17 protein-coding genes are annotated in these 16,226 nt (G+C 69.0%); 3 read left to right on the top strand and 14 right to left on the bottom strand.

The annotated features are described in order from the left end of the window. Positions 1-23 precede the first annotated feature (23 nt). Positions 24-911 carry a carbon-nitrogen hydrolase gene (locus ACTHK2_RS10850; protein ID WP_440245725.1) on the bottom strand — a complete coding sequence of 296 codons (888 nt, stop codon included), beginning with the start codon at positions 909-911 and terminating at the stop codon, positions 24-26. Between the two features lie 114 nt (positions 912-1,025). Between ACTHK2_RS10850 and ACTHK2_RS10845 the strand changes: the two genes are divergently transcribed. Next, positions 1,026-3,065 (top strand): diguanylate cyclase, encoded by a 2,040-nt coding sequence (locus tag ACTHK2_RS10845; RefSeq protein ID WP_440245724.1) that lies wholly within the window; start codon positions 1,026-1,028, stop codon positions 3,063-3,065. Between the two features lie 7 nt (positions 3,066-3,072). On the opposite strand, the gene ACTHK2_RS10840 is transcribed toward ACTHK2_RS10845, so the two are convergent. The 10 genes from ACTHK2_RS10840 to ACTHK2_RS10795 all read right to left on the bottom strand — a co-directional run bounded on the left by ACTHK2_RS10840 (position 3,073) and on the right by ACTHK2_RS10795 (position 12,358). After that, entirely contained in the window at positions 3,073-4,107 is a 1,035-nt protein-coding gene (locus ACTHK2_RS10840; RefSeq protein ID WP_440245723.1) for an agmatine deiminase family protein, read from the bottom strand. A 3-nt stretch (positions 4,108-4,110) separates the two neighbouring features. Continuing rightward, complete coding sequence (locus tag ACTHK2_RS10835; RefSeq protein ID WP_440245722.1) at positions 4,111-4,452, bottom strand: hypothetical protein; 342 nt, start codon at positions 4,450-4,452, stop codon at positions 4,111-4,113. Between the two features lie 172 nt (positions 4,453-4,624). Next, entirely contained in the window at positions 4,625-4,750 is a 126-nt protein-coding gene (gene ykgO, locus ACTHK2_RS10830; RefSeq protein WP_010342887.1) for a type B 50S ribosomal protein L36, read from the bottom strand. A gap of 159 nt (positions 4,751-4,909) precedes the next feature. Further along, a complete protein-coding gene (locus tag ACTHK2_RS10825) occupies positions 4,910-5,314 on the bottom strand; it encodes a cupredoxin domain-containing protein (protein ID WP_440245720.1) in 405 nt (134 codons plus the stop codon). A 50-nt stretch (positions 5,315-5,364) separates the two neighbouring features. Further along, on the bottom strand, positions 5,365-6,111 hold the full coding sequence (locus ACTHK2_RS10820; RefSeq protein WP_440245719.1) for a c-type cytochrome: 747 nt from the start codon (positions 6,109-6,111) through the stop codon (positions 5,365-5,367). 11 nt (positions 6,112-6,122) lie between these two features. Beyond that, positions 6,123-8,681 (bottom strand): MtrB/PioB family outer membrane beta-barrel protein, encoded by a 2,559-nt coding sequence (locus ACTHK2_RS10815; RefSeq protein ID WP_440245718.1) that lies wholly within the window; start codon positions 8,679-8,681, stop codon positions 6,123-6,125. A 16-nt stretch (positions 8,682-8,697) separates the two neighbouring features. Then, positions 8,698-9,756, bottom strand: coding sequence for a DmsE family decaheme c-type cytochrome (locus ACTHK2_RS10810; RefSeq protein WP_440245717.1), 1,059 nt, complete (start codon positions 9,754-9,756; stop codon positions 8,698-8,700). Next, on the bottom strand, positions 9,743-11,101 hold the full coding sequence (locus tag ACTHK2_RS10805; RefSeq protein ID WP_440245716.1) for a S8 family peptidase: 1,359 nt from the start codon (positions 11,099-11,101) through the stop codon (positions 9,743-9,745). Before ACTHK2_RS10805 ends, ACTHK2_RS10810 begins: the two co-directional genes overlap by 14 nt. A 7-nt stretch (positions 11,102-11,108) precedes the next feature. Then, entirely contained in the window at positions 11,109-11,738 is a 630-nt protein-coding gene (locus tag ACTHK2_RS10800) for a zf-HC2 domain-containing protein (protein ID WP_440245715.1), read from the bottom strand. A gap of 2 nt (positions 11,739-11,740) precedes the next feature. Continuing rightward, the gene (locus tag ACTHK2_RS10795; RefSeq protein ID WP_440245714.1) at positions 11,741-12,358 is read right to left on the bottom strand and encodes an RNA polymerase sigma factor; all 618 of its coding nucleotides are present in this window, start codon (positions 12,356-12,358) and stop codon (positions 11,741-11,743) included. A gap of 187 nt (positions 12,359-12,545) precedes the next feature. On the opposite strand from ACTHK2_RS10795, the gene ACTHK2_RS10790 reads away from it, so the two are divergent. Next, complete coding sequence (locus tag ACTHK2_RS10790) at positions 12,546-13,289, top strand: hypothetical protein (RefSeq protein ID WP_440245713.1); 744 nt, start codon at positions 12,546-12,548, stop codon at positions 13,287-13,289. A 180-nt stretch (positions 13,290-13,469) separates the two neighbouring features. Further along, entirely contained in the window at positions 13,470-13,832 is a 363-nt protein-coding gene (locus tag ACTHK2_RS10785) for a hypothetical protein (protein WP_440245712.1), read from the top strand. Positions 13,833-13,886: 54 nt separating this feature from the next. On the opposite strand, the gene ACTHK2_RS10780 is transcribed toward ACTHK2_RS10785, so the two are convergent. From ACTHK2_RS10780 to ACTHK2_RS10770, 3 genes are all read right to left on the bottom strand, one after another. After that, positions 13,887-14,171, bottom strand: a complete 285-nt coding sequence (locus ACTHK2_RS10780) for a DUF3247 family protein (RefSeq protein ID WP_440245711.1) — start codon at positions 14,169-14,171, stop codon at positions 13,887-13,889. Positions 14,172-14,275: 104 nt separating this feature from the next. After that, entirely contained in the window at positions 14,276-14,764 is a 489-nt protein-coding gene (locus ACTHK2_RS10775; protein WP_440245710.1) for a hypothetical protein, read from the bottom strand. A 125-nt stretch (positions 14,765-14,889) separates the two neighbouring features. Next, on the bottom strand, positions 14,890-15,723 hold the full coding sequence (locus ACTHK2_RS10770; RefSeq protein WP_440245761.1) for an alpha/beta fold hydrolase: 834 nt from the start codon (positions 15,721-15,723) through the stop codon (positions 14,890-14,892). Between the last annotated feature and the right edge of the window lie 503 nt (positions 15,724-16,226).

Here is a 16,226-nt window from a genome sequence, read left to right as displayed (position 1 = left end):
CTCATGGCCCGGGGCGTCGGCGTTCAATCGCGGTACCGCCGGGTCAGGTCGGCATACGCATCGATGCGGCGGTCGCGCAGGAACGGCCAGATACGCCTGACGTTCTCGCTGCGGCCGAGATCGACGTCGGCGAGCAGCAGCTCGCGACCTTCGGTCTTCGCCCGGGCGAGGAACTCGCCCTGCGGGCCAGCGACGAAGCTCGAACCCCAGAACTGGATGCCGCGCGCGCCGTCGGGCGCGGCCTCGAACCCGGGGCGGTTGCAGGCGAGCAGGGGCACGCCGTTGGCGACCGCGTGGCCGCGCTGCACGGTGATCCAGGCGTCGCGCTGGCGCTCCTTCTCCTCGTCGGTGTCGCCCGGGTCCCAGCCGATCGCGGTTGGGTAGAGCAGGAGCTCGGCGCCGGCGAGCGCCATCAGGCGGGCACCCTCGGGATACCACTGGTCCCAGCAGACGAGCACGCCGAGCCTGCCGACCGAGGTCGACACCGGTTCGAAACCGAGGTCGCCCGGCGTGAAGTAGAACTTCTCGTAGAATGCCGGATCGTCGGGGATGTGCATCTTGCGGTACTTGCCGGCGATCGCGCGCGAACGATCGAACACCACTGCGGTATTGTGGTAAAGGCCCGCGGCGCGGCGTTCGAACAGGGAGGCGACGACGACGAGCCCGAGTTCCGCGGCGAGGCCGCCGCTGCGCTCGGTGCTCGGGCCGGGGATCGCTTCGGCGCGATCGAATTCGCCAACGTGCTCGTGCTGGCAGAAGTAGGGTCCGTTGTGCAGCTCCTGCAGCAGCACGAGGCGGGCGCCCGCTGCGGCGGCTTCGCGCAGGCCCGCCTCGATCGCATCGAGGTTGGCGTCGCGACTGCCGCGGTCGGTTTCCTGCAGCAGGGCGACCTTCAGGGTTTTCGTGGACATGGCGTCGAGGCGGGGATCCAAACCGGGGATGTTAGCGCGGATCGCGAACGGGGGAAGGACCATGGGGGCGGGGCGCCTGTTGTGGAACAGGCCGGGTCGGTGTAGGAAGGCGGGATGACCGGCACGGGCGGGGCGAATGCTGCACTCGAGGTCCTCGTCGTCGTCGGCAATGCCGACGAGACGGGGCTGCGCGCGCTGCTCGTCGATTCCGGTGCATCGATCACGAGTTGCCCCGGCACGCACGAGGCGGTCGCGCGGCTCGTGCACAAGGCATTCGACGCCGTCGTGTTGTACGTCGCCGGCGCACGCCAGCTCGAATCGGTCGCGAAGCTGCGCGCGCGTGCGCCGGACGTCGCGCTGATCGCCCTGCTCGGGCGCCAGGACCGTACCCTGTGCGAGCTCGCCGTCAGCCGTGGCGCCAGCGACGCGCTCGCGCTGCCAGGGCTGCAGCCGCTCGTGCTGCATTACGCGCTGCGCCTCGCCGTGCAGGGCGTCCTGCAAGCGCGCGAGCAGCGCACGCAGAAGGTAAGCCTGCGTACCGTGTTCGATCTCGACGCGCACCCGGTGTGGATCTGCGATCCCAACACATTGCGCTTCATCGGCGCGAACCGCGCCGCGACCGAGACCTACGGCTACACCGAAGCCGAATTCGCCGAGCTGAGCGTGCCCGACCTGCGCCCGCGTGGCGTCGCGGTCGGCCCCGACCTGCCGCCCGCGGGACGCACCGCGGTCGGCCGGCATCGCACCAAGGACGGGCGCGAGATCGAAGTGGAGTCGTTCGCCGAGCGCGCCGCGCTCTCGGGCCGCGAGGTGCTGCTGCTGCGCGCGCGCGACGTCACCGCCGAGCGGCGCGCGATGCGTGCGCTGGAGGCGAGCGAGCGGCGCTTCCGCGACTTCTTCGAGCACAGCACCGGCTTCATCTGGATCCACGAGCTCGACGGCACGTTGCTGTCGATCAATCCGGCGGCTGCGGCAGCGCTCGGGCGCAGCGTCGGCGACCTGCTCGGCACGCCGCTGCGCGACCTCGCACCGCCGCATCTGCGCTTCCTCATCGACCAATACCAGCAACGCATCGCGCGCTCCGGCGAGGACGCAGGTTTCATGCGCGTGCAGAACCGCGACGGGGCCGAACTCGTCTGGCAGTACCGCAACCGGCTCTACACCGATGCGGACGGCGCCGCCTACGTGATGGGCTACGCGCAGGACATCACCGCGATGCGCGCGGTCGAGCAGGCACTTCAGCTGAGCGAACAGCGCCTGCGCACGGTCGCCGACACCCTGCCGGTCAAGATCGCCTACGTCGACGCGCAGCTGCGCTTCGTGTTCGCCAACGAAGCGTTCCGCCGCGCCTATGCGGCGAACGCGCCGACGATCGTCGGCGAGAACCTGCAGGCCGTGCTCGGCGAAGCGAGATACGCCCGGCGCGAGCCGTACCTCGGCCGTGCCCTCGCCGGCGAACGCGTGACGTTCGAGGACGAAGAGGGCGACGGCGACGAATACCAGTGCGTCGAGATCACCTTCATCCCGGAGACGGCCGAGAAGGACGGCAGCGTGATCGGCGTGCACGCGATGGTGCAGGACATCACCTCGAAGAAGCGCGAGGAGCGGCGCCTGATCCACCTCGCGCGCATCGACCCGCTCACCGGCCTGATGAACCGCGCCGCGTTCCACGAGCGGCTCGACGCGGCGATCGCGCGCTCGCGCGAGAAGGAATGGCTGCTGTCGGTGTTCTACCTCGACATCGATCGCTTCAAGCAGGTCAACGACACCCACGGCCATGCGGTCGGCGATGCGCTGATCCGCGCGTTCGCGACGCGGCTCGGCGAGAACGTGCGCGCGTCCGACGCGGTCGCGCGCCTGGGCGGCGACGAGTTCGTCGTCGTGATGGAGGGCATTCCGGACGTCAAGCGCGTGCGCACGATCGCGACCAAGCTCGTGATGGCGATGTCGCGTCCCTTCGAACTGCGCAGCGAAGGGCTGACGCTCGCGATCGGCACGAGCATCGGCGTCGCCGCCTGCCAGGCCTGCCCGCTGCCGCCGGCGCAGCTCGTCGCGCGTGCCGATGCGATGCTCTACGAAGCGAAGCAGGCCGGCCGCGGCACCTACCGGCTCGAACTCGTCGCGCCGGTGTCGCCGGACCAGGCGAACGCCTGAGCCCCGCTCAGGCGGCGAGTACGCCTGCCGGAAGCTGCATCGTGAGGCAGTGCACGCTGCCGTTCTGCCAGATCAGTTCGCGCGCATCGACCGCGACGACTTCCCGACCCGGGTGTGCCTCGGCGATCACGCGCGCCGCCGCGGCGTCGGAAGGATCACCGTACGCGGGCATGACGACGCCACCGTCGACGACGAGGTAGTTCGCGTAGGACGCCGCGAGTCGGCGCCCGCCATCGACGATCGCACGCGCCCACGGCAGATCGTGCAAGCGGTACGGCTGGCCTCCCGGGGTGCGCAGCGCCGCGATTTCCGCGCGCATGCACGCGAGTTCGGCGTGGTGCGGATCGGACGGGTCGTCGCAGGTCTGCAGCACGATCGCGTCGCCGGGCGCGTAACGCGCGAGCGTGTCGATGTGCGCGTCGGTGTCGTCGCCTTCGAGGTAGCCGTGTTCGAGCCACAGCACCCGCTCGACCGCGAATGCATCGCGCAGCAGCGCATCCATCTCGGCGCGGCTCATCCGCGGATGGCGCTGGTGCAGGCAGCGCCAGGTCGTCAGCAGGCTGCCCTTGCCATCGACCTCGATCGCGCCGCCTTCGAGCGCCCAGTCGATGCGCCGGTGCGTGGCGTCGCCGAACAGACCGCGTGCGTGCAGCGTCTCGACCAGCGCATCGTCGCGGCCACTTTCGTATTTGCCACCCCAGCCGGTGAAGCGGAAGTCGAGCAGCTCGAACCTGCCGTCGCCGGCGAGGGTGAGCGGGCCGGAGTCGCGCAGCCAGGTGTCGTCGTAGGCGATTTCGACGAAGCGCAGGCGTGCGGTCGCGACGCCCGCTTCGGCGAGCAGCGCGTTCGCCCGTGCACGCACCGCCGCATCGGCGACGCAGACGACCAGGGGTTCGAAGCGCGCAATGGCCGCCGCGAGGCCGACGTAGGCGCGTTCGATGCGCGCGAGGCGCGGGCCCCAGTCGGTATCCGCATGCGGCCAGGCAATGATCACCCCTGCCTGCGGTTCCCATTCGGCAGGCAGGCGCAAGCGACGCCCCATCGATCAGGACTTCGGCGCCGGCGGCGCCTCGTCGACGACGTTGTGCAGCACGCGATTGCGTTCGAAGTAGACGGTGTAGCCGGCATAGCGCCAGCGGTTGATCGTCGGATGGCGCGCCGTGTCGCCGCCGGCGGGCGCAAGCTTCTCGGCCGGTGCGCCGAAGCGACGTTCGACCTGGGCCATCGTCATGCCGCGGACGGGCATGTTGGAGGCCGCGCTGGACACGGCATGGTGGTGGTGGCGCTTCGTGGCTTTCGTATCGAGCGTGTCGGCATGGGCGGTCGGGGCGATCAGGATCGCCGCCGCGAGGCTGGTCGCCGTTACGAGAACAAGCTTTACAAACATGGCTCAAATCCTTGTCGGGAAAGGAGGAACTGCCACTGATCCATACCAGCAGCCGCCTTTTTAGCAGAACCCTGCCGATGGTTCCATGACCCGGCGCCGGATGTGCGATGGCGCACAAGAAAAGGGCCGCAAGAAGCGGCCCTTTCTCCAGAATCCGGGAGCCAAGCTCCGCTCAGCGCTGGCGCGCCTTGAAACGCGGGTTGCTCTTGCAGATCACGAACACCTTGCCACGGCGACGCACGACCTTGCAGTCACGATGGCGCGCCTTGGCGGACTTGAGGGACGACAGCACTTTCATGGAAACGCCTCGCAACGGGTTTTGAACGCGGAAAGCGCGGAATTCTAAAAGAATTTTCGCGGCAATGGAAGCGGGGGCGACGCCGGGGGCGCGGTGCACCTCGAATCACCCTTGTGCGGCCTGCGCGGCGGGGCTGGAGCCCCCCGGCGCGCGCGGTCTTCAGTCGATCGAATAGGACTGCAGGTCGACCGGATTGGTCACCTGGATCGTGCCGACCATGCCGGACCCCTGGTGCGCGTCGCAATGGTAGCCGATCGAACCGTGTGCGGCGGCCTGGGTGATCGTGATCGTCGCGCTCCATCCGGCATTGCTGACGTCGCCGTTGCCGCCCGCGCCGTCGCAGCCGTTGGCGCAACGGAAGGCGAGCGGTGCGCCGGCGTCCGATGCGACATTGTGGAAGCCGCCGTCATTGACGAAGGTGACGGTGTCGCCGACGAGTACGTCGATGCTCGAAGGCGTGAAAACGAGGCCAGCACCACCGACGTGGACCGTGTGGTCGATCGCGGACGCGGGGCCTGCGGCCAGGGCGAGGATCAGCGTGGGCAGGGAAGCGGACTTGCGCATGGGTTCGTACTCCTGAGGTGTTTGCGGGCGGCCCGGTTGCGGGGCGTCGGTCAGTGCGTCCCTTCCGGGATCGCAGGGTTCACCGTGGGGCTCCCGCCGGGGGCCTGGGGCGCGTCCGGTGACGGCGCACCCGCCTCGAGCCAGTGCGTGATCGCCTCGATGCTGGCGGCATCGAGCGAGCGCGCGATCGGCGCCATCACCTGCGCCGTGCTCGTCCGCGGGGCGTGGGTCGCGAGGTCCTCGAGCCGGTCGGCGAGGTAGGCGGCGTGCTGGCCGCCGAGGACGGGATACAGACGCGTGCGTGCGTCGTCGGTGGCGGTGCCGACGCGGGCGCGTGCATCCGCGCCGTGGCAGCCCTGGCAGGGCGGCACGCCGCGCGCAGGATCGCCATCGCGATAGATCGTCGCCCCTCGCATTCCGGCAACGGCGCCGCTACCCGCAGCCGGCGGCAGGCTGGCGAACCAGGCCGCGAGATCACGCATCGCCGCATCGTCGAGTTGGGCCACCTGCGCAGTCATCGGCGAGTCTGCCTCGCCCGCGCGCTTGAAGGTCACGAGGCGCCAGTAGAGGTAATCGGCCTTCTGGCCCGCGATATTCGGGAACGCCGGCACCATCGCGACACCGAGCGGCCCATGGCAGGCGCCGCACACGGCCGCCTTGGCCTTGCCCGCGGCTGCGTCGCCGCGGACCGGGGCGACACCGCGCAGGTCGATGAGGTCGTCCGACGCGTGCGCGAATGGCGCGCCGAGCAGGGCGGTCGCGAGCAGCAGGCGGCGCAGGCGTTCGATGGCGATCATGGCGGCCCCCGTCACAGGCGCACGTCGAGCAGTAGGCCGACGAGATTGGCGTCATACCCCTGCGGCCCACCGTCGGTGTATACGCGATGGTCGAACGTTCGCATCGCGTCGAAACCGAGGTAGTGCCAGTCGCTGATTCGCCCGCGTTCGTACAGGTCGAACACGCGCAGCGCGACGCGCTCGTGCAACGGGATGCGCACGCCGACGCTGAACGAATTCACGCGATAGGTCATCGCCGGGAACGAGCCGGAGCCGGCGCCGTCGCCGGTCACGGTATCGGCCCAGGCGAGCGCGAGCGGCGAAGCGAAGCGATAGTCGGTACTGCCGCGCGCGTACAGGTAATTCCAGCTCGCATCGACGCGTACCCGGCCGAACGCGTGCGCGAGCACGACCCCGGCATTGTGGTTGCGTTGCGCATCGTCGGCCCACCAGCGGCCGATCTCGGCGTAGGTGCTGCCGCCCAGGCTCGGATCCGAGCCGCTGTCGAAGATCTCGTTGATGTTGGCCAGGCGCAACCGGGAGCGGTCGTAGCCGTAATAGACGCTCGCATGCGTGCCGGCCGCGGGTTGCCACTCCCATTGCACGGTCGCGCCGAGCGTGTCGTAGCCACGCCGCCCGAGTTCGGCATCATAGTCGTTGAAGTCGCCGCGAAGCGAAGCGCTGACCGTCATGTCCTCGCGCGGCATGAAGGTCGCCATGAGGTCGAGCTTGTGCTCGCTGCGACTGGCGACGTCGTACTTGCGCAGCGCATCGACCGTATGCGCCGGCACGCCGTTGGGCGGCGCGACGAAGCCGGGCAGGCTGATCGAATAGGTGAAATCGTAGGGGTCGTAGTCGTAGCGGTCGCCGTCCTGGTGCAGGTACGTGTAGTTCGCGCGCAGGGTAAGCCAGTCGATCGCGCGGTTGGTCCAGTTGAGTTTCACGCTACCGTCGTCGACGTTGCGCCGTTCGCGGTTGGTCGGCTCGTATCGGCTGAATGCGAGCGTGGCGCCGAGCGTGTCGTGTGCGCCGAGCTTCCAGTCGGCGCCGATGTTCGCCTCCGTGGTCTCCATGTCGAGCGGCAGGCTGCGTACGCGCGTGATCGCCGACGTATCGGACGGATCCCAGATGCCCGATTCCCCGGGCACCACGCTTCCTTGCGACCCGTTCTCGCTGACGTAGCCGTACTGGCCGGTGAGCGGATTGTAGGCGAGGTAGACGTTGCGGTAGTCCTCGCGCTCATGGCGCACGCCTGCGCGCAGCGTGAGGTCGGAAACCGGCTGCAGCGCGATGCGCGCGTCGAGCAGGCTCGTGTCGATGCGCATGTCGGCCGTGCGCCGCGACAGCGCGGCGGGCGTGTTCCAGTTCGCGCAGTCGTGAAGGAACGGATTCTGTGCCCCTGTTTGCAGGCTGCCAGCTAGGCCGATGCCGAACACGCCCTGGCAGTCGATCGGCGCGATCAGGGTGTCGTCCTGGCTCATGCGCCCGCCGGAGGCGGTGATGGAAAGCTCGCCATTCATCGGGAGCTTGCGCGTGAAGGCCGCCTTGATGGTGTGGTAATCGTTGTCGGGTTCGGTCGCGAATTGGCCGGTGGTGAGCGGCGCCGATACCGCGCCACCGACGAGCGGACTCAGCGCGAACGGCATCTCGTAGGTGTAGCGCGTGTAGCGGTCGCGGTAGAACGAACCGGTGTAGCCGAAATCCATGCGCCAGACGCTGCCGGCGTAGCGCAGGCCACCGGCGAGGTTCACCGTCGAATCGTCGATCGGCTTGACCGTCTCGAGCACGCCGCCGTTGTCGGGGAACGGGAAGTTGAAGAAGAACGGCCCGCCGAACGGGCGCGCGCCATGGCGCTGCTCGTCGGTCGCGTTGGCATAGGCCGTCCACTGCGGCGTGAGATAGATGCTGAAACCGAGGCCCTGCTTCTCGCGCGTCACGCCGAGCGTGCGTTCGGGCGTCGCGGCGGACAGTGCCGCGATCGCGTCCGGCGTGCTCGCGCCGGCCGCGTAGCCCGCAGGCAAGGTCAGGCGATTCGTGCCGACGCCGTTCCAAATCGGTTTGGCGGTGTTCGTCACGAGGTTCGGCATGTCGCGCAGGAACGCCTGCACCTTGTAGCTGCCTGCGCGCCCGAACACGGCTTGGTAGTACTCGTCGTCGTCACTGATCCGGCTCGCGCGCACATTCACGTAGCTGCCGTCTTCGGCGCGTTCGGCGTCGAAGGCGAGCAGGGCGAGGACGATGCCGCCCTCCCAGTCGACGTAGCGGTTCCACAGTGCATTGTCGTCGTCGCCGCCGGTCGCGACCGCGCCGACCCTGAGGACGCCCGAGGTCGTCCACGCGCCGTGTGCGGACGTTACGGGAGACGGTGGCGGACAGGCGTAGAGGTTGCCGGTCGGGCTGCGGTGCACGCCCGCTTCGAGCCAGCTCGTGCCGCGTTCGTCGCAGCCCTCGATCGTCGCGCCCGCGGCAGGATCGAGCTTGTTCGCGCGCCAGGTGTCGACGCCGACGCCGCTGTCGGCGCGGGCATTCGTCGCGATCGCCGCGATCGCGACGGCGAGCGGCAGCGGGCGGAGCAGGCGAGGTGTGCGCATCGGTCCTCCCGCGGTGCTATTCGTGGAACTTCGGACCCGACGGCGCGTTCGAGCCGTGGATGTTCGCGTGACAGGTCACGCAGGCACGCCCCATCGCGCGTTCGTCCGGATGCAGGCCGTTGCCGAGCGAGCCGGGCGTATGGAGGTCGTTCGGGTGCCGCAGGCCCGAATGGCACTGCTGGCACAGGAACGGCAGCGGCGTGACGAGCAGGGTCTGCTGGTTCGAACCGTGCGGCGTGTGGCAGTTGAGGCAGTTCTCGCGCACCGGCGCGTGTTCGAACAGGAACGGGCCGCGCTTCTCGGCATGGCACTGGTAGCAGGTTTCGTTGACGCTGTTGGTCTTCAGCAGCGGGCTCGTGATCGAACCGTGCGGGTTGTGGCAGTCGTCGCAGCTCATCTGGCCTTCCGGCAGCGGCATGTGCGAACGTCGGTTGAACTGCAGTCGCACGTCGCGATGGCATTGCGCGCAGGTGTCGTTGATCGACGCCTTCGCCATCAGGCCTTCGGCGGAGAACTTCGCCATCGGATTGTGGCAATCGCTGCAGGAAAGGCCGTTGCGCTGGTGGACCGAACCCAGCCAGTGGTCGCGCGGACCGCCCTCGTGGCAGGTGAGGCAGGTCCTGGTCTGCGTTTCGATCGGCGTGGCCGAGCCTTTCGTGTAGCCGATGATCAGGCCCTTCGCGCTCGGATCCTTCGCGTGCGCGGAACCCGGGCCGTGGCAGGTCTCGCATACAGGGATGGAAGCGTCGGCCTTGTTCGCCGCGTGCAGGCCGAGCGCATGGAACGTATGCGTGAAGTGTTCGCTCTCGAGCTGGTGGCAGGCGATGCAGGTGCGCTCACCGACGGCGGTCGCGCCCGGTGCTCCTGGATTGTCGGCGACCTTCGCCTTGGCGAAGCCCGGCGCGACGGTCCGGTCCAGCATCGCGGCGCCGGCGTGCACGTCGTCGCCGGTCAGGTTCGTCGCCGGCAACGACTTCGCGAGGTCCTCACGGCTCTGCTGCGCCAGCACCGGCACCAGCGTCGCGCATCCCAGCACGAGCGCCAGCAGGCGCCGGATCACGTCAGAGCTTCGCATGGGCCAGTCCCGTCGCCGTGGTCGTCGAGTCGCAGTTGCCGGTCTTGCGTGCGAGTTTGCGCACGGCGGCGCAGGCGTCAATCGAGGCGTCCGCGCTTCGGCTCGAGCCGTCGAGCAGCGCGAACAGCGCCTTGGCGTCGAGGCGCGGATCGATTTCGAGCAGCAACGCGACCGCACCGGTCACGTGCGCGGTCGCGAGCGAACTGCCCGACGCATAGTCGTAGTGACCGCCGGGTTCGAGCGTGAGGATGTCCCGACCGGGTGCGGCGAGCGCCGGGCGGGAGACGGCAGGGGAATCGCTGCTGCGCACCGCGACGACGCCATCGACATCGACCGGGAATCCGTCCATGCGTGCATCGGGCGGCACCGCGCCGACGACGACGATGCCACGCTCGATCGCCTTGGCGACGAGTTGTTCGAGCAGCGGGTCGGACGGGCCGCCGAGGCTGAGATTGATCACGCGCGCGCCGGACGAAATCGCCGCGCCGAGCGCCTGCGCGAGCGTGAACGTGTCGCAGCGCGCGGCGCTGCCGCCGACCTCGACCGGCCAGCAGGCACGCAGCGCGCGGATGTGCGTGCCTGGCGCGACGCCGACGATGCCGACGCCGTTGTTGGCGACCGCGGCGATCACGCCCGCGACTTCGGTGCCGTGGCGGTCGCGCTCGGCAGGCTCGCTCGCCCGCGTCGCGAAATCGCGTTGCGCGACGACGCGGCCGGCGAGGTCGGGCTGCGCGGCGTCGGCCCCGGTGTGGACCACCGCGACTTCGATCTTCGCGCCGCTCGCCCAGCGTTGCGCGGCTGCCGCGCCGATGCGCGAGAAACCCTGTTGCAGGCCGACGTACGGGTCGTTGTACGGCGCGCCGGCGCTCGCGGGCGGCACGGGCGCAGCCGTGGCGGCGGGAGCCGTGGAATAGGTGGTGAATTCCTGCAGTGGTTGCGCGAGGCTCACCCGGCGGTCGCCGCGCATGCGCGCCAGCGCGGCGGCGCGATCACTGCCGGCGGGCAATTCGTAGAGCATGCAGCGCAGGTGCAGCGCGTCGATCGTCCACGCCGACACTTCGCGCAGCGCGTAGTCGTCGGCGATGCGCCGCGCGGCGGCGCGCGTGCGTTCGCTGCCGCCGGCGTAGTCCGGCAGGCCTGCATAGCCGCGCGGAGTCGCTCCCGCGGACGGCGCGGGATCGGCCCTGTCGGCGATTGCGACGACGATCATGCGCGCGCTGTCGGCAGCGTCGCCGGGTGGCCGCTCCAGCGCATGCGCGCCGGGTGCGACGAATGCGAGCAGCGCCGCAAAGGCGGCGGTGAGGCCGGGCAGCGGTGCGGTCATCCAGCTCGAGCGCGCCAGCATCGTCCGGTCACCTCTTCGACGCATTCGCGATCGGTTCGACCAGCAGCACCCCCGGCGCCGCGCGCAGGCGCGCGACGACGTCGGGTGCGGTGCTGCCTGCGGCGACCGGCGCGAGCGTGTAGATCGTGCCGGCCTCGTTCGTGCCGACCACATGCAGGCCGTGCTCGCGGAGCAGCCGCTGCAGCTGGCCGACATTGAGTTCCGGCGACGGCACGAAGCGCAGGCTTGCATCGGGCAGCCGCGTTTCCGGCGTACTCAGCGTGCGATACGCGGGTTCCGCGCTGCGATGCACCGCCCAAGTCGCGAGTGCCGCCAGGCCGATCGCCTGCACGACGACGGCGGCGGCGAGTGCGCGCAGCAGGCGGCGCTGCCGTGCCGGCCGCATCGCCGCGGGATCAGTCGCCTGTTCGCCGGCGATGCGCTCGAGCAGGCGTTCGAAGGCGGGGCCTGCCGCGGGCGTGGCGCTCGTTTCGGCGGCGAGCCCCGCCTGCACGCGCGCCTGGAACGCGTACTCGTCACGGCAATCGGCGCAGCCGGCGAGATGCGCTTCGGCGAGCGCGCGGTCGGCCGCGGCAGCGGTGCCGTTGACGAGCCAGGGGATGAGGTCCCAGGTCTGGCGATGTTGCGGAGACTGCATGGTCAAGCCTGTGCGGAACGGGGATCGGGAGTGATGTCGCCACCGAGCGCGGGCAGCGTGTTGCGAAGGCGCAGTCGCGCGTGGAACATGCGCGCCTTCACCGTGCCGACCGCGCAATTCATGATCGCCGCGATCTCCTCGCACGACTGTCCGAGGTAGTACGCGAGTTCGATCGTCATGCGCTGCTCGTCCGGCAGCAACGCCATGCCGTGGCGCAGCCAGTCGCGCAATTCGGCCTGGCGCGCTTCGCTTTCATCGGGCGCGGCGTCGTGCAGCGCCTCCTGGTCGCGCGCCCCGGCGCCATAGGTCGTCTCGGCCGGGTGATCGCGCAGGTGCTTCATGAGGCAGCGGTAGGCGATACCGATGATCCAGGTCCCCACCTTCGACTCGCCGCGGAAGCTGCCAGCGGTGCGCCATACGACCCACAAGGTCTCGTTGACCATTTCCTCGATGACGTCGCGGCGCGACGTGAAACGGGCGAGGAAACGCGTAAGCAGGCCGTGGTAGTGTCGGTAGAGGCGTTCGAACGCGACGCGATCCTGGCGCGCGATCGCCCCCAGCCAGTCGAGCTCCGTCTCGGAACCCGCGGCATGGTCGTGGTCTGTCCGTGTCTGGCTCACGCGATCCAGGCTCCGCCTATGGCCATCCTGGCGTATGGGTACCCGCCACGGGCAGAAAGGTTGCGCCTCGGGGGCGCGAGGTGCAATGGTGGCGGCCGCCGAGGATCACGGACCGGTTCGGACGACGGATCGCATTGCCGCCACTGCCTGGGGATGACAGCGTTTGCGGCACGTTCACAGCACATCGATGGTCGTTGACGCCGGTTCGTGGCCCTCGTGGGTCGGCGCGGTGCTGCTCGCGCTGACGCCGGTGGCGCACGCCGCCGGACGCTGCGGTGGCGCCGTCGGCCTGTCCTCCGACAACCTCTATCGTGGCACCAGTCTCACCGACGGCCGGCCTGCATGGTTCGCGGACGGCCACTGCGAGTTCGCCGACGGCTGGGTCGCCGGGGCTTCGATCAGCACGGTCCACCTGCCAACGCGCGGGCGCAATGCGCAGCTCGGCCTATATCTCGACCGGCGCTGGCAGCTCGACGACGACTGGAGCGCGAAGATCGGTGCGGTCCACTACGACGCATTCCACCACGGTCGCGCCGAAGGCCTGCGCTACGACGAACTCAACGCCGTGATCGGTTATCGCGGCTTCTGGCGCGCGTCGATCGCCTGGTCGCCCAATGCGACCGACCTGTACTTCGGTGGCGCTGGCACGACGCACCGGACGGTGTGGGCCGAAACCACCTTCCATCGGCCGCTCGCCGGGCGGCTGTCGGCCGACCTCGGCCTCGGCATCGCGCTGCCGGGCGGCCAGGGTGAGCGAAGCTACCGTTACGGCAGCATCGGCGCGAGCTACGCGATCGGCGACGTCTATTTCTACGCAAGCCGGATCTGGACCGATTCGCTGAGCTGGTCGTTCGACTATCTCGGCGAGACCTACACGGCGACTTCACCGTCAAACGCACAGTGGGTCGGCTCGGTGGTCTGGAGTTTCTGATCGTGGAAAGCCCCCAAGGCCTGACCACGTTCCTCCTGCGGACCAAAGCCGGCCGCCCAAGCGGGGAACCCGAGAACCACCAAGCGCGTTTATACCGTGTTCAATTCTGCGGCCGAATCATTGATTCGACGCGCCGGGCGTCGATGCATCGAGGAGAACGCCATGGAACCGATGCTCGTCATGCAGACCGCCGCGGTGCTGCTCGCCATTTCGGCCGCCGGTGGCGTCGTGATGGCTTTCATTCGCTTCGGCGGCAAGCCACACCCACCGATCGCGCTCGCGATGTTGCACGGGTTCCTGTCGGCGGCGGCGGTGACGCTGCTGCTGTACGCCGCCTTCACGACCGGTTTGCCGATGGCCGCGAACGTCGCCCTCGTGCTGTTCCTCGTCGCGGCAGCCGGCGGCGTGGTGCTGAACCTCAATTTCCACTGGCGGGCGATCCCGCTGCCGAAATGGATCGTGATCGTCCACGGCGTCATTGCCGTCATCGGTTTTCTCTGCCTGCTGGGTGCCGTATTCGGCACGCGAGGCCCGTTGTCCTGATCCGCACGATCGCTGGCCGCGCAGCCGAGCGCCGTATGGACGGGAGCGCCGCGCTCACACGCCCGGATGTTCCACCTCGCGGATATCGCTGAGCCACACGTAGGCGGTCCATGGGGGCGCCACCGGATCGTCGATGCGCACGACCGCGTTGAACCCTTCCTCGCCGTCCGCGTTCTGGAACAGCTGCAGCGCAGGCCGCTCGACCACCGTGCCGCAGATCGACTGGCCGTCATGCACGATGATGCGCACGCGCATGTCACTCGGCAGCAAGGTGACGAGATGCTCGAGGCGATCGATGTCCTCGGGGTTCGTACATACGGTCGCAGCGAATCGGCCCATGCTCCGAGAAGACAGGGGCCGTGGACAATCCGCGCTGAACTTCCGCCTGGCGCGGTCGGTGGCGACTCAGGTTCGCCGTCACGGGACGCGTGCCGCCATCCGCTCTAGTACGCCAGGGCCGGCGTCGCTCCATTCCTGCGCCATGCGGCCACGCCCGCGACGATGAAAAGCAGCACGACGATGCCTTGGGCGATCGCGAATGGCGGCTCGGAACCGGTCGGCGCGAGCGCGTGCAGCGCAGGGACCTTCTGGAACAGCTGGGCGACGAGGACGAAGACGTTGAACCACTGGCTCGCCGTTGCGCCGACGATGAAGCCGCGCTTCCAGCCGCCGGCCAAGCGATACGGGCGCCACGCGAGCCAGGTGGGAACGATCACCAGCAATGCGATCGCGCCCACAACATGCGACGGCAGCAGATGATCGCGCTGGAACAGGTAGCCGGTGGCGCTCGTCAATGCGGTCGTCACGAGGAACATGTTGACAGGAGCCGCGCGGAACGTCCCGTGCAGGAAATCGCGCATCACGACGGATCCTGCGGCGATGCCGAGCAGGCTGAGCGCGACGTGCGGGTAGAGAAGGGCGATCGGATCCATTGGCTGAACTCCGTTGAACGACGGAAACACCATGCGCTCTTCGCGCAGCGTGCCTGCGATGCACTGAAGCAACACTCCACTCGCGGACGGTGCGTTCGCACGAACCGTCCGCGCGTTTGCGGTGCTCAGCCCTTGATGAATGCCAGCAGGTCGGGGTTGATGACCTGCGCATGGGTCGTGCACATCCCGTGTGGCAAACCCTTGTACGTCTTCAGCGTGCCGTTGCGGAGCAGCTTCGCCGACAGCAGCGCCGAATCCGCGATCGGCACGATCTGGTCGTCGTCGCCGTGCATGACCAGCGTCGGCACGCTGATCTTCTTCAGGTCGTCGGTGAAGTCGGTCTCGCTGAAGGCCTTGATGCAGTCGTAGTGGGCCTTCGCTCCGCCCATCATGCCCTGTCGCCACCAGTTCCAGATCACGCCCTGGTCCACCTTCGCGCCGGGCCGGTTGTAGCCGTAGAACGGACCGCTCGGCAGGTCGAGGTAGAACTGCGCGCGGTTGGCGGCGAGCGCGTTGCGCAGCCCGTCGAACACGTCGAGCGGAAGGCCGCCGGGATTCGCCTCCGTCTTCAGCATGATCGGCGGCACCGCACCGATCAGCACCGCCTTGGCGACGCGTCCCGGCTTCGCGCGCGCGACGTAGTGCGCGACCTCGCCGCCACCGGTCGAATGACCGACGTGGATCGCGCCCTTGAGGTCGAGGTGGTCGGCCAGTTCCTGCACATCGGCCGCATAGGTGTCCATTTCGTTGCCGTCCCAGGTCTGCGTCGAGCGGCCATGGCCACGACGATCGTGCGCGATGACGCGGAATCCCTTCGAGAGGAAGAACAGCATCTGGTTGTCCCAGTCGTCGGCGCTGAGCGGCCAGCCATGATGGAACACGATCGGCGTCGCGTCCCTGGGTCCCCAGTCCTTGTAGAAGATCTCCACGCCGCTCTTCATGCGGACCGTCGACGACATCGGTGATCCACCGCCGGAATGGGAGGCGTGCGCGGTGCTGGCGCCGAGTACCGGCGCCAACGCGGCGCCCGTGCCGATCGCGGCACCTGCGGCGAGCACGCGACGACGCGTGCGATCGGTTGAATCGATGTCATGGCTGGAACGGGAACGCTTCATGGCTTTGTCTCCTCGCGACCAACGACTTCGGAACCGCAGGGGCGCCTGCGGGCGGTGGGGCAGTCCGGACGGCAATTGAGGGAGAACGAGCGCTGCGTGGAAGGCATCGGGCCCACGCGGATGCAGACTCCGCAGACAAGGCCGCATGTGCGCGAGCCGGCGGCTCTGACAGCCCTATGCGTCGGTCCTGCCCCGCACCTCCCCGCGGGCGGACCGGCCGCCATCATAGGCGTGCGCCTTCGAGGCGACGATGAGACCATCGTCGAGTGCCCGCATCGTTCGCTCACGGCCGCGGTGCCACGGCGGTTTCCGGCGCGGGCGGGCCCCGATCGGATTCAGCCTGCAGT

It is taken from the genome of Dokdonella sp., assembly GCF_051958935.1.
Classification (GTDB): Bacteria; Pseudomonadota; Gammaproteobacteria; order Xanthomonadales; family Rhodanobacteraceae; genus Dokdonella_A.
Note: the sequence above shows the minus strand (reverse complement) of the source record. Positions and strands in the feature narration are given on the sequence as shown.